This window comes from Rhodococcus erythropolis R138 (assembly GCF_000696675.2).
Taxonomy (GTDB): Bacteria; Actinomycetota; Actinomycetes; order Mycobacteriales; family Mycobacteriaceae; genus Rhodococcus_F; species Rhodococcus_F erythropolis.
Genome location: NZ_CP007255.1, coordinates 5,637,004 through 5,649,406, shown reverse-complemented (window position 1 = coordinate 5,649,406; position 12,403 = coordinate 5,637,004). Strand labels below are relative to the sequence as shown.

The window sequence follows — 12,403 nt, the reverse complement described above, 5'->3', positions numbered from 1 at the left end:
TTCCCGCACGATAGCGTGGTCATGTGGCCGATCAATTTGCGCTGGTACCAGCGGTGTACGTGATGTTTCGTCGAAGCAACCCGGCGCAACGGCCGGAGGTGCTGTTGCAGTTGCGTGAGGGCACCGGTTTCATGGACGGATACTGGGCTCACGCTGCTGCGGGACACGTCGAACTGGGGGAGTCGGCACTCGATGCGGCTGTCAGGGAGGCCGCGGAAGAACTTGGCGTGGAGCTGCTTTCCTCGGAACTGAAGCCACTCACCGTGTTGCATCGCCGACATGCGGAAGGGGTCGACCCGGTGGATCATCGAGTGGACTTCTTCTACGAATGCCGCACGTGGTCGGGTGAACCACGCCGGATGGAGCCGTTGAAATCTGCAGATCTGCGGTGGTGGCCGGTTGACGAACTCCCGGAGAAGTTGGTCGACCACGAGCGTTTCGTGATCGAAGCCCACCACGCCGGTCAGCTCGCACCCATCCACAGTTACGGGTTCTGACCGAGCGAGGATCCAATTCAGGCTTCGCTCGCAACGATGACCGGGCAGTGAGCTTTTCGAATCATTGCACTGCTCGTGGTGCCGAGAGCGGTGTCGTCGAACGAACCTCGGCCGCGCCGGCCCACGACGAGAAGCCGTGCCTCGGTGGAGAGTTGTTCCAGAATGGCAACCGAGGGGCCGTCGTACTCGATCTGTCGGATGGTGACGCCGGGGTAGAGCGTGGCCCAACCTGACAGTTGCCACGTCAGCGGCGTCGAATGCTGGGGCGCGTGCCCGGCTGCGAAGTTTCGACTCAGCTCGGCCTCGGGCGGGGCGGCGTGCACGACGACCAGTTCGGTGCTCGCCGCCTCGGCTTCCTTGAATGCAATGGCCAAAGCGCTTTCGCTGTAGGCGCTTCCGTCCAAACCGACGACAACGGGAAGATCAGCCGTAGCCTGGCTTTCACACGAAGTTCCGACTGTTGCGAATGAACATGCCGGGGCGGGTGCAGTGAGATCGTCCTGTGGTGTGACGATCAACGGGTTGACGATCAAGGCAGCCTCGGACGTCAACGCGGTGAGGATTGCGGTGTTCTCCCCGGAGATCAGATCGGTCCGGATCCGAAGATCTGGCGACACCGACTCTGCGATCTGAATGGCTTCCATGAACAGGCCGGTCGGTGATGCCGAGGTATTCGGATCGCCAGTATTCGGAGCTACGAAAACTATTCGCATCCAGAGACTGTGGCGATGCGCGAACTCGGCCGCCCACGTGATCACGTCGGTGCGCAGCGGGGATCCATCGATGCACACGACGACCGCTCCGTCTGCGGACCACTCCGAGGTGAAGACGTCAGTCGAAAGTTGGGAGGTCATTCCGAGCTCCTCGCGTTATGTCTGTCGAAGGTTCTGCTGAATGCGAACTGGCTTGCAGGACAGTGCCGAACAGCAATCCTGCAACTACTATCGAGCAAGCGGCAGTTGTCAGTGGCAACCACACGAGCGTCGTGACTGCGAACATGAGGAAGAGCAACGGCATCAGGAGATGGCCGGGTTTCGCTCGGCGTTCAACCTGCTGACTTTCTGCCCAAGCTCGATACTTCGTGCCGTCATTCATGTCGTTTCACCTCTGTGCTTACCGTGGAAACCGGCTTGTGACCAAGCAGTCCGACGTGCGCCTCGTCGCGCATCCTCTCGACCATGTGGGGGTAGTGCAGTTCGAATGCAGGCCGCTCACTGCGGATTCGGGGGAGTTCGGTGAAGTTGTGTCGTGGTGGAGGGCAGGACGTCGCCCATTCGAGTGAGTTTCCGAATCCCCAGGGATCGTCGACCGTCACGATCCTGCCGTACCGATAGCTCTTGAAAACGTTCCAGATGAACGGAATCGTCGAGGCTCCGAGCACAAACGCGCCGACGGTCGAGATCGTGTTGAGAAGAGTGAAATTGTCAGACGGCAGGTAATCCGCGTACCGCCGAGGCATACCCTGAGCGCCGAGCCAATGCTGGACGAGAAATGTCGCGTGAAAGCCGATCAGAGTCAACCAGAAATGGATCTTGGCGAGCTTCTCGTCCAACATCCGGCCGGTCATTTTCGGGAACCAGAAATAGATTCCGGCGTATGTCGCGAACGCGATTGTTCCGAAGAGGACGTAGTGGAAATGCGCGACAACAAAGTACGAGTCGGTGACATGAAAGTCCAGGGGCGGGCTTGCGAGAATTACGCCGGAGAGTCCGCCGAACAGGAATGTGACCAGGAAGCCGACGGAGAACAGCATCGGCGATTCGAAAGTCAACTGCCCCTTCCACATCGTGCCGATCCAGTTGAAGAACTTGACTCCGGTGGGAACTGCGATCAAGAAGGTCATGAACGAGAAGTAGGGGAGGAGAACGGCGCCGGTTGCGTACATGTGGTGCGCCCACACAGCGATCGACAGAGCTGCAATTCCCAGTGTTGCGTAGACCAATCCGGTGTATCCGAAGATCGGCTTGCGGCTGAAGACAGGGAAGATCTCGGAGACTATGCCAAAGAACGGAAGCGCCAGAATGTAGACCTCGGGATGGCCGAAGAACCAGAACAGGTGCTGCCACAACATGACTCCACCTGTCGCGGGGTCGAACAAATGCGCTCCCAGGTGCCGGTCCACCCACAGCCCGATCAAGGCAGCAGCGAGCAGCGGAAAAACGAGGAGGATCAGCATGCTGGCGACCAGCGCATTCCACGTGAAGATCGGCATGCGGAACATCGTCATCCCGGGGGCCCGTAGGCAGACGATCGTCGAAACGATGTTGACTGCGCCGAGGATGGTGCCGACGCCGCCGAGAGTAAGCCCGATGATCCACAGGTCGGCACCCATACCGGGGGAGTGGAGTTCGCTGGTGAGTGGCACGTAAGCGGTCCAGCCGAAATCTGCTGCACCACCGGGTGTTACGAACCCGGCGGAGGCGATCAGGCCGCCGAAGAGATACAACCAGTAGCTGAACGCATTGAGCCGCGGGAAACACACGTCCGGCGAGCCGATCTGCAGCGGCATGAGGTAGTTGGCGAATCCGAAGAAGACCGGGGTCGCGTACAGCAAGAGCATGATCGTGCCGTGCATGGTGAACAACTGGTTGTACTGCTCGTTTGACAGGAATTGCATTCCCGGGACAGTCAATTCCATGCGCATGAGCAGCGCCATCAGTCCGCCGATCAGGAAGAAGGCAAACGATGTCACGATGTACATCAGCCCGATCATCTTGTGATCGGTGGTCCTCAGGATCTCGACCAGTTTCGAACCCTTCGGAGCGGTCCGGGGAGTTGCGCCGACGTGGATATCGACCTCGTCGACCGGCCGGGGCGCGAGATCAACCACGACGGCCGCCTGTGCGCATCGACGTGACGAAATACCGAGAATTCTTGGGACTGTGGAACATAAACGCAATGATCGCGGCGGCCACGACCTCGGACGAGGGGAAAAGGTCCCGAGGATCGGACAGGGCGGCATGGCGTAGATCACGTGGTCCGGTACGGTCGAAAGACAATTGTCCTTGCGGATGGAAAGCGAGTTGTTATGGCATGTCGTATCAGTGAATTGGTGCTCGGTTGCCGGGATCCTGAGGTTCTGGGGCGGTTCTGGTGCGAGGTCCTGGACTTCGTCGTGCTCGATCGAATGCACGACGGTTCTCTGGAGATCGGCCCGCGCGAAGGGTTCGGCGGTCCGCAGCCGACGATCATCCTCAGTCGCAGAGACGAACCGGAGAAGGGTAAGCCCCGCCTGCATATCGACGTCAACGCCACCGACCGCGATCAGGAAGCCGAACTGGAACGCCTATTGGGTCTTGGTGCGCGGCCGGCCGACATCGGCCAGACGGGGCAGGAACAATGGCATGTCCTGGCCGATCCAGAAGGTAACGAGTTCTGCCTGCTCAAGGCCCAACTGGATCCGCTCTGACGCTCAACCGTGCTGGATTGACAACGGACTTCGCCTGGGGCTCAGCGGAACTCGCCACACCAATTCGGTGACGCCGTTCTCGCTGGTGATGTTGCTCGAGCCGCCGCACTGACGAGCGCGGGTCGCGAGGTTGTCGAGACCGTGGATTCTGGTTGCCTGGTCGATTCCCACACCGTCGTCGACGATGCTGATGACAAGATCTTCCGTTGCCCGGATGGTGACGTCGATGGCGTTGGCATGGGCGTGCCGCAGAGCATTGCTCAACCCTTCTCGCACAACGGCTTCGGCGTGCGGGGCGAGTCGAGCCGGGACGGAACTGTCGATGGTCCCCTCGAAAGTGACGCTGGGAGTGATCGACGAGTGACCGGACAGACCGTTGACGGCGTCGAGTAATCGGCGTCGCAGGCTTGTGGGAGTCGACATCTCACTCGTGTGGAGGTCGAAGACTGCGGTGCGGATTTCGCGGACCGTTCGATCGAGTTGATCAACGGAGTTGTCCAACACCGTGCGAATGGTTTCCTCGTCGCCGGGACGTTGCAATGCCCCCTGCAAACTCAATCCGGTGGCGAACAACTGCTGAATGACGTGGTCGTGAAGATCACGCGCGATTCGGTCTCGATCTTCGAGGACGTCGACCAGTCGCTCTTTTCGTTGCTGTTCGGCGAATTCGACAGTGACAGCGGCGATGTCGGCCATTGCCGTCAGCTGCTCGATCTCATCGACGCCCCACGGACGATCGCTGCGGCGTGATGCGAAGAGGACGCCGCCGCCGAACGAGGTTCCCGACAATGGGAGTGCGACGACGGATTCCTCGCTGGAAACATGCAGTGCCGGAACAGCGCTGGCACTGGGGGCGGAAATCGTTCGCCGGCTGCGGGCAGCTTCGTCGATCACGGTGCCGGAAAGATCGAGAGCTGTGCCGTCCGAGACGGTCATCCCGCGAGTCCGGGATTCTGCGACGTGAACACCCGGCCCTTCGCCGAGGTCGTAGCGAACTATGCACACCAGATTGCCGTCGGTGAGACGGCGAGTCGTGCGAACCAGTTCGGCCAGTGTCTCGTCGCGAGATCCTCCACTGAGCAGGCGTGCGTTTACGGCGGCGACGGCCTTGAGCCACGCTTCCCGCGTTTGGGATTCCTCGAACAGACGCGCATTGTCGATGGCGATGCTCGCAGCGTTTGCCAGAATCTGGAGTACGGCCTCGTCGCGGTCGTCGAATGCAGTCCGTTCCGAGCTGTCCGCGAGGTAGATGCTGCCGAACACCTCGCCCCTGACGAAGATCGGAACACCGAGAAACGTGTCCATCGGTGGGTGATTGGTTGGAAACCCCGCCGAGGACGGGTGTGAGGCGATTCGGTCGGTTCGAACCGGACAAGGTTCTTGAACGACCAGGCCCAGCAGTCCGTGACCTTCGGGAAGGTGCCCGATCTTGGCAACCTGCCCCTGATTCAAACCGGAATGGATGAAGCGGGACAAGCGGCCGTCGGGAGACTTCACGCCGAGCGCACCGTAGTCCGCTTCGAGCACATGTCTTGCGACGTCGACAATCTGTTGCAGCGTTTCGTCGAGTTGGAGGGTGGACCCGACAGTCAATACGGCACTGAGCAGTTTGGGAATTGCAGTCGGGTTGAGGGCAGTCAGCTCTGCGCTTCCGGCGATGTCGCCGAAAAGGCTGAGCATGAGCGCGTCGCGGCTACCTGGCATGGTGTGTGCCTGTAGTGGCGGAGAATGGTGAACCGGACGGCGTCAGTAGGTGTGTGGTCGCCTGTCCCGATGGATCCGGGTGAGCAGTGCCCGCACGAAGCTTTGTCGCCAGAACTGCAGCCTGAGTTCGACGTTCGAGACCCAGTTTTTCGAGGATGCGTGAGACGTAGTTCTTGACTGTTTTCTCCGAGAGTTCCGCGTGCGTGCTGATCTCTCGATTGCTCAGCCCCTTGCCGATCAACTCGAAGATCAACAGTTCCTGATCGGTCAACAGTGCTGCCGCAGTACCCGACTCCTGCTCGGATCGGATGCGCCGGACCAAACCGACCACCGCCTGAGTGTTCAACAGCGATTTGCCGGTGGCGACCGTACGGATCGCGGATACCAGGTCGTGGCCGCGGATGTTCTTGAGGACGAATCCGCGTGCGCCGGCGATCAGGGCGTCGAGTAGGGCGTCGTCGTCGGAGTACGACGTGAGCATCAACGTGGCCGCTTCCGGACAGGTCGACGCCAGTTCCCGGCACAGTTCCACACCGTTGCCGTCGGGAAGTCTGACGTCCATGACGACCACGTCGGGTCGGCATTCGGGTATTCCATCCGAAGCTTCGCGAACACACGACGCCTCGCCCACAACGTTGAATCCCGATACCTGATTCAACAGGTCTGCCAATCCACGACGGACGATCTCGTGGTCGTCGACCAGATAGATGCCGATCGTCACGGTGGTCACCTCTTCCAGCTCGCGCCTGCCATCGATGTTACCGGACGGTAATGTACTGGCAAGGACGGGTTGTTCGTCAAACGGTCGACAAAAAACCCGCGTCGAACGGTGCGAGACCGAGTGTCGATTGCACAGAGTCAAAGGTCCCGATCGCGACGAGATATGGATCACCGAGGTACGGCTAGGCGATCAGTGTGAAGTGAATGTGATTGCGCCGGTGCCGTTTCGATCGTTTCAGTCCGTAGGCGCGAGTTCGACCGAAACGTAAACTCCCTTGCCTTTTCGATGTGCGAGGGCTTCGCCAGGACGATCGATACCGTCCAGTTGGAGAACGATGGGGCCTTGTTCCGGATAGAAATTGCGCCACCAGCTTTTCTTGTCCGGCATGGCAACTCCGATCGTCACATGGTCGCCTTTTCTTTTGTAGGACACGGGCGCGCTGAAGGTACGTCCCGATTTGCGGCCGACGTAGGTGATGACGGTCATTGAACGGCCGAGTAACTTGCCCACGATCGGAGCGCCGATCAGTGGTTGGACCACTACGTTGACGGCGGCGGATACACGTTGGAAAGTGTTCACAAGAAGCCCTTTCGCTTCGGATGCTGCACGGATTCGAACGCTGCACGGAAATGGTGCGTGCTGTAGTTCTATCCTGCTCGACGGTGATTGTCGCGTGGCAGAAATTGGTACAAACCGGTGCGCCGAAGCGAGTAGCGTGGGGGTACGTCGAGGGTCATTCGTATATGCGCGGTCAAGCCATGTCGTCCTCGACGCCAACCCGGTCTGTGGTCGAACGGCCGAGAACTGGAGCGCCTGTATGGCGTCGAACCCGTCCGATGTGTCGAATGCACCAGGGCAAGCCGAGTCGACAGACGCGGATCAGAAAACGCCGTCCATCTGCCCTGCGTGTCAGCACAGTATGGAATCCCACGATCCGCTCGGCGTTCGGTTCTGCGCAGTGACAGCCGACCGCGGTCTCGATCGAAAGTGCATCTGCGCTGCCGATCGTGAGGAGATGCAGCACTATTCGCGATACTGAGCTTTCGGGCTGAACAGCGCCCGAGATCCTTCAATTCGCAACGCCTGAACCGCTATTGACGGCGGTACAAACGCGGTCTAGATTAATCGAATCAAATTCGATTAATTGCGGAGGTGCTGGAAGTGGAGGCCGAACTTCTGTTCGTAGGAGGCACGATTCGTACGGGGGATTCGGCCCGCGGTGTCAGTGACGCATTGGCCGTTGCAGGCGGCAGAGTTGTTGCTTTGGGGGATGCGGCCAGGGCGTTGGAGTCGGCCCGTACGGAAGTTGTCGACTTGGCAGGGGGAGCGCTTCTACCGTCGTTCGGCGACGGCCATGTTCACCCGTTGATGGCTGGCCTGGAAATGCGCGGCGCCAAGATTCGTGATTGCGACAGCATCGACGAGGTGGTGCGGGAAGTGCGTCGCTGGGCGGACGCGAATCCGGACGCCGAGTGCATCTTCGGAGAGGGCGTCTCTCCCACTCTGGCGCCGGGCGGACTGTTCGACGCCCACTGGCTCGACGATGTAGTGCGGGACAGGCCCGTCGTCTTGCGCACGATGGACTATCACACCGCGTGGGTCAACAGCGCCGCGCTTCGGAGCGCCGGTCTGACGCGCGATACCCCGGATCCGGTCGGCGGGGAAATTGTGCGAACAGCTGACGGCGAGTTGCTGGGGACGCTGCGTGAATGGGGAGCGATCAACCCGGTACTGGCTCTTCTTCCCGAAGTAACACTTCACGACGGAGTCGATTCGCTTGCTGCGGCATCGAAAATGCTTGCGGCAGCGGGTATCACTTGGGTTCAGGATGCATGGACCGAGTTGGACGATGTCGAGATCTGGCTGGCCACCGCTGAAAGCGGGCGCCTGTCGACGCGAGTGAATCTGGCCTTCCGAGCAACACCTGAGAGCTGGAAAGCCGACCTACCGGCGTTTGTCGAGGCTCGGCAGAAAGTTGCAGAACGGGGCGGTGACACAGTCAGAGCCGAAACGGTGAAATTCTTCGCCGACGGTGTCATCGAGGCGGGCACGGCAGCGCTCCTTGCGCCGTACTCGGACTGCCCGCATTCGCACGGAATCAGTAACTGGACGACGGATGAACTCGGTCGGGTTGCAGCTGAAGTGGACCGGTTGGGCTTTCAGATCCATATCCATGCCATCGGTGATGCAGGTGTACGCATGGCGCTCGACGCGATCGAATACGTCGATCGCTGTAATGGCCCGCGTGATCGGCGCGCCACGATCGCGCATCTGCAATTGGTTGACGGCGACGACCTCGACCGGTTCGAATCATTGGGCGTGATTGCCAATTTCCAGCCGCTCTGGGCTCAGCTCGATCCTCTGATGACGGAACTGACCATTCCGCGTATCGGCGTCGACCGCGGTGAGCTGCAATATCGCATCGGAAGTCTCGCCGAGCGAGGCGCGCGAGTGGCATTCGGCAGCGATTGGCCCATCACGGCCCACGAACCGATCAAGGGAATTGCCACCGCAATTCACCGCCAGACGTCTGCAGGAGTTCCGAGCGAAGGATGGCTGCCTCGTGAACGCGTCGGCCTCGACTGGGCCCTCGCGACATATTCCGCCGGTATCGCCTATCAAGGGTTCGAAGAGAACTCGTGGGGTCGCCTCCTTCCGGGCATGCGAGCCGACATGATCCAGCTGCCCGTCGATCCCCGCCACCTTGCTTCGTCCAAGGAGCTCAGTGACCTGGTCGTGTCCCGAACCTGGTTGGCGGGTAAGCGCGTTCATTGACCTCCCGGCCGGATTCGCGACGGCTACTCGTGCACCTCATGCAAGAGGCGTCGAAAACCTGAAAGCAATGCCGTCCAGCCGAGTTCGAAGGCTTGCTCGGCCCTGGCCGGTCCCCTCGGTGCCGCGGCAAGTGCCCGAGTCAGGGCGTCGTCGGGTGTTGTCGCGTCCGCTTCGATCATGACCTCCGGTGCGGCTGCATCCAGTGCCGCTCCGAGCAGAAAATTCTCCGATGCAGTGATGACGGCCAAGATGTGGTCGTCCGGGAATCCCGCCTCGCACAGACCCGCAGCGGGAGCGCGGTACACCGACAGTGACGTGGGGTCGCGCACCGTCTCCGTGGCGAGGAGGCGGATGGAAGTGGGGTGGCGACTGAACGCGGCTCGATACGACCTCGCCCACTCGGAGAACGCTTCGTCCCATGGCAAGCGCTCAAACGACGACCCGTCGATTTCACGTACGACGCGATCACGAACCAGGTCTACGACCGCGGCGCGGCCCTTGGCGTGGTGATAGATCGACGAGACTTGAACATTCAGGTGTTTCGCCAGGTCAGGCATCGTGAAGTCGCCGTCGCGGTCGACTAGTTCCAGTGCAGCCTTTGCGATCCGTTCGCGGTCCAGGCGTGCGATACGAGGTCTACCCACGGTCCCACCTCTCTAATCGAAGTTGATTCGATTATGCCCTTGTGGCGCCGGTCACAAGGATCTATCATAATCGAAACTGATTCGATTAATCCGGTCGGTGATTCCCGTTCCTGTTTTCTCCTCGTCATGCCCCTTCCTTCACTGGAGAAGTGCCTCATGAAGAAATCTGAAACCTCGCCCCCCGTGCAGCTGCAAGGAGGCGTCCTGGGCACTGCCGGGATCGTCTTCTTCGTCGTGGCCGCCGCGGCTCCATTGCTGGTGATGGCAGGGGTCGCGCCGCTGGCCTTGAACATTGCAGGCATCGGGGCTCCGGGCGGATACATCTTGGCGGGGCTCGCGTTGGGAGTGTTCGCAATCGGTTTCACTGCGATGAGCAAGTACATCCACAATGCAGGCGCCTTCTACGCCTACATTTCAGTTGGACTCGGGCCTCGCTGGGGGCTCGCCGCAGCAGTACTCGCGTTGGTGTCCTACAACGCTCTCGAGATCGGAATCTTCGGGGCTCTAGGATATTTCGCCCAAACCACTATGGCGGACCTGGTCGGGGTAGATCTGCCGTGGGGATTGTGGTCGCTGTTGGGTGTTGGATTGGTGTGGTTCCTCGGATCTCGATCGGTACACCTCGGGGCGCGATTTTTGATCCTTTTGCTGACCGCGGAGACAGGGATTCTGGTTCTGCTCGCAGGAGCGGTCCTCTTTCAAGGCGGAGCCGTCGGAATCGATGTCGAATCCTTTGCTCCTTCCAATGTTTTCAGTCCAGGCCTCGGCGGGGTGTTGACTCTGGCCTTCGCTGCGTTCATCGGATTCGAAGCCACCGCCCTGTATCGGGAGGAAGCTAAAGATCCCGCTCGGACGGTTCCGCGGGCAACGTACATTGCCGTCGCGTTCCTCGGACTCTTCTACGCATTCATGGTGTGGATCATCATTCAGGCGTACGGCCCGGATCAGGCTCTCGCGCTTGCTGCTTCCGATCCCGCCGGCATGTACTTCAACGCGATCGAGCAGTACGTCGGCGGTTGGGCGAGCACCTTGATGGAACTGTTGATCATCACGAGCATTCTCGCCAGTCTGCTCGCGTTCCACAACGCGATCACCCGCTACGTCTTTGCGCTCTCGCGTGAACGCGTGCTGCCCCGAGCGTTGGGCAAACTACATCCGGTCTACAAGTCGCCCTACGTTGCCAGCGCAGTCCAGAGTTTCCTCGCGATGGTGGTGATCGTCGTGTTCGTGATCATCGGCGCAGACCCGTACCTCGAACTCCTGCTGTGGGTGAACTCGCCAGGCATTGTCGGCATCGTCGTGCTTCAGGTCATGGCGGCCGCGGCTGTCATCGCTTTCTTCTGGAAAGATCGCCGTGGGCATTCGGTGTGGAGAGTCTTGATCGCGCCCGCATCCGCTCTCCTGATGTTGGTCTACGCAACGTATTTGATCGTTGATCAGATGGAGCTGATCACTGCCGCCGGCACGGCAGTGAACGTGGTGCTCGTTGCCGTCACACCGGTCAGCTTGGCTGTCGGCTGGCTACTCGGCTCCCGACTCGAACGACGTGACCCGGCGCAGTTCGCCCGGCTGGGAACTACCGACGTCGACGCCGGTCCTTCGGCCTGACTCGGCTTTTACTCCACCAGTGGTGTTCTCCTATTTGTTCGTCTTCGGGAGGCCAGGGGGATTGACCAGCGACTTGTCGACTGCCTCGTTGGTGATCTTCCATCGCTCGAGAACTTGCTCGTATGTGCCGTTTTCGATGAGATGATCTATCGCTTCGCTGATCGGTTGTACCAAGCCGTTGTCTTTCTTGACCAGTACACCGATCTGGCCCAACGCGGCCTCACCGGCCCCGGAGAACTGGCCGATCACTTCGTTCTCGCCAGTCTGTGCAGCGTGAAACTGCGATGACGGGTTGGGGCCGAAGTAAGCATCGATTCGACCGGAAGACAGCGGCAGGTAGTAGTCAGTGGTCTTCTGGTACACGGTGATTTCAGCGGGAGCACGCCCGGCCGCGACGTTGTCCTCGTTCCACTTCACAAGCAATGCCTCCTGATTGGTGGCAGCGCCGACTCCGATCTTCAGTCCGGCGATGTCTTCCGGCTTCTCGAGTGAGAGATTCTTGTCCTTTCTGACTTCGAATGCGAGAGTGTCGAGGCGGTACGTCGCGAAGTCGTACTTCTCTTTACGCTCTTCGGTGACCGTCACGTTGGAGATGAACGCATCTGCATCTCCCGAATCGATCCGCACTGAATTCTGCGCCCAATCCGCGACCTGAAGGTCGATTTTCAACCCGAGCACCTCTGCAATCAAATACGCGAAGTCGGTCTCGGAACCGATGACCGTCTTGTCGTCGTCGGCATAGAAGCGCAACGGCGGCGCGGTTCCAGCGTTGCCGGTGATTCGGATCGTGCCCCGGTCGCGGAACTCCTGAGGGACCTTCGCTGCGATCGAATCAACCTTGTCGGTACTGATGCGGTTCTGCTCGGCCGACAAGTTGATACCGGATGTTGTTGCACCGGAGTGTTGCTCGGTCGATTCTTCATCTGGGCTTCCGCAAGCGGTACCAAGGAGGGCAACTGTGGCCAGGGCAGAGATCAGAAGCGTCGCGGTGCGAGGACGGGTGAACATCGGGTTCCTTCCGAGAAAAGGGTTTGTCGAAGCAGGT

The 12,403-nt window shown here is 60.1% G+C and carries 12 protein-coding genes; 5 read left to right on the top strand and 7 right to left on the bottom strand.

The window, feature by feature from the left end:
* Nucleotides 1–23: 23 nt before the first annotated feature.
* Nucleotides 24–497 (top strand): NUDIX domain-containing protein, encoded by a 474-nt coding sequence (locus H351_RS25960; protein WP_020906507.1) that lies wholly within the window; start codon nt 24–26, stop codon nt 495–497.
* A gap of 17 nt (nt 498–514) precedes the next feature.
* Here H351_RS25960 and H351_RS25955 read toward each other — a convergent pair whose 3' ends face one another.
* On the bottom strand, nt 515–1,351 hold the full coding sequence (locus tag H351_RS25955; RefSeq protein ID WP_029254651.1) for a universal stress protein: 837 nt from the start codon (nt 1,349–1,351) through the stop codon (nt 515–517).
* Between the two features lie 233 nt (nt 1,352–1,584).
* Nucleotides 1,585–3,327, bottom strand: coding sequence for an aa3-type cytochrome oxidase subunit I (ctaD, locus tag H351_RS25950; RefSeq protein WP_020906509.1), 1,743 nt, complete (start codon nt 3,325–3,327; stop codon nt 1,585–1,587).
* A gap of 198 nt (nt 3,328–3,525) precedes the next feature.
* On the opposite strand from ctaD, the gene H351_RS25945 reads away from it, so the two are divergent.
* Nucleotides 3,526–3,906, top strand: a complete 381-nt coding sequence (locus H351_RS25945; RefSeq protein ID WP_020906510.1) for a VOC family protein — start codon at nt 3,526–3,528, stop codon at nt 3,904–3,906.
* 3 nt (nt 3,907–3,909) lie between these two features.
* Here H351_RS25945 and H351_RS25940 read toward each other — a convergent pair whose 3' ends face one another.
* The 3 genes from H351_RS25940 to H351_RS25930 form a co-directional block, all read right to left on the bottom strand.
* Nucleotides 3,910–5,610, bottom strand: a complete 1,701-nt coding sequence (locus H351_RS25940; RefSeq protein WP_029254652.1) for a sensor histidine kinase — start codon at nt 5,608–5,610, stop codon at nt 3,910–3,912.
* A complete protein-coding gene (locus tag H351_RS25935) occupies nt 5,600–6,331 on the bottom strand; it encodes a response regulator transcription factor (protein WP_037120143.1) in 732 nt (243 codons plus the stop codon). Before H351_RS25935 ends, H351_RS25940 begins: the two co-directional genes overlap by 11 nt.
* A gap of 234 nt (nt 6,332–6,565) precedes the next feature.
* The gene (locus H351_RS25930; protein ID WP_019747516.1) at nt 6,566–6,910 is read right to left on the bottom strand and encodes a PNPOx family protein; all 345 of its coding nucleotides are present in this window, start codon (nt 6,908–6,910) and stop codon (nt 6,566–6,568) included.
* On the opposite strand from H351_RS25930, the gene H351_RS32870 reads away from it, so the two are divergent.
* Together H351_RS32870 and H351_RS25920 are read left to right on the top strand one after the other, a co-directional pair.
* The gene (locus H351_RS32870) at nt 6,807–7,370 is read left to right on the top strand and encodes an RGCVC family protein (RefSeq protein WP_306305299.1); all 564 of its coding nucleotides are present in this window, start codon (nt 6,807–6,809) and stop codon (nt 7,368–7,370) included. The genes H351_RS25930 and H351_RS32870 overlap by 104 nt on opposite strands.
* A 122-nt stretch (nt 7,371–7,492) precedes the next feature.
* Entirely contained in the window at nt 7,493–9,106 is a 1,614-nt protein-coding gene (locus H351_RS25920) for an amidohydrolase (protein WP_029254654.1), read from the top strand.
* Nucleotides 9,107–9,129: 23 nt separating this feature from the next.
* Here the strand turns inward: H351_RS25920 and H351_RS25915 are convergent, their stop codons facing one another.
* Nucleotides 9,130–9,750 carry a TetR/AcrR family transcriptional regulator gene (locus H351_RS25915; protein ID WP_029254655.1) on the bottom strand — a complete coding sequence of 207 codons (621 nt, stop codon included), beginning with the start codon at nt 9,748–9,750 and terminating at the stop codon, nt 9,130–9,132.
* A 156-nt stretch (nt 9,751–9,906) separates the two neighbouring features.
* On the opposite strand from H351_RS25915, the gene H351_RS25910 reads away from it, so the two are divergent.
* Nucleotides 9,907–11,358, top strand: coding sequence for an APC family permease (locus H351_RS25910; protein ID WP_051636454.1), 1,452 nt, complete (start codon nt 9,907–9,909; stop codon nt 11,356–11,358).
* Nucleotides 11,359–11,388: 30 nt separating this feature from the next.
* Here H351_RS25910 and H351_RS25905 read toward each other — a convergent pair whose 3' ends face one another.
* Nucleotides 11,389–12,366, bottom strand: coding sequence for an ABC transporter substrate-binding protein (locus H351_RS25905; RefSeq protein ID WP_020968685.1), 978 nt, complete (start codon nt 12,364–12,366; stop codon nt 11,389–11,391).
* Nucleotides 12,367–12,403 lie beyond the last annotated feature (37 nt).

Coding starts and splice junctions, on each gene's coding strand:
- H351_RS25955 (WP_029254651.1), bottom strand. CDS start 1,351: ATGACCTCCCAACTTTCGACTGACGTCTTCACCTCGGAGTGGTCCGCA.
- H351_RS25945 (WP_020906510.1), top strand. CDS start 3,526: ATGGCATGTCGTATCAGTGAATTGGTGCTCGGTTGCCGGGATCCTGAG.
- H351_RS25940 (WP_029254652.1), bottom strand. CDS start 5,610: ATGCCAGGTAGCCGCGACGCGCTCATGCTCAGCCTTTTCGGCGACATC.
- H351_RS32870 (WP_306305299.1), top strand. CDS start 6,807: ATGACGGTCATTGAACGGCCGAGTAACTTGCCCACGATCGGAGCGCCG.
- H351_RS25910 (WP_051636454.1), top strand. CDS start 9,907: ATGAAGAAATCTGAAACCTCGCCCCCCGTGCAGCTGCAAGGAGGCGTC.
- H351_RS25905 (WP_020968685.1), bottom strand. CDS start 12,366: ATGTTCACCCGTCCTCGCACCGCGACGCTTCTGATCTCTGCCCTGGCC.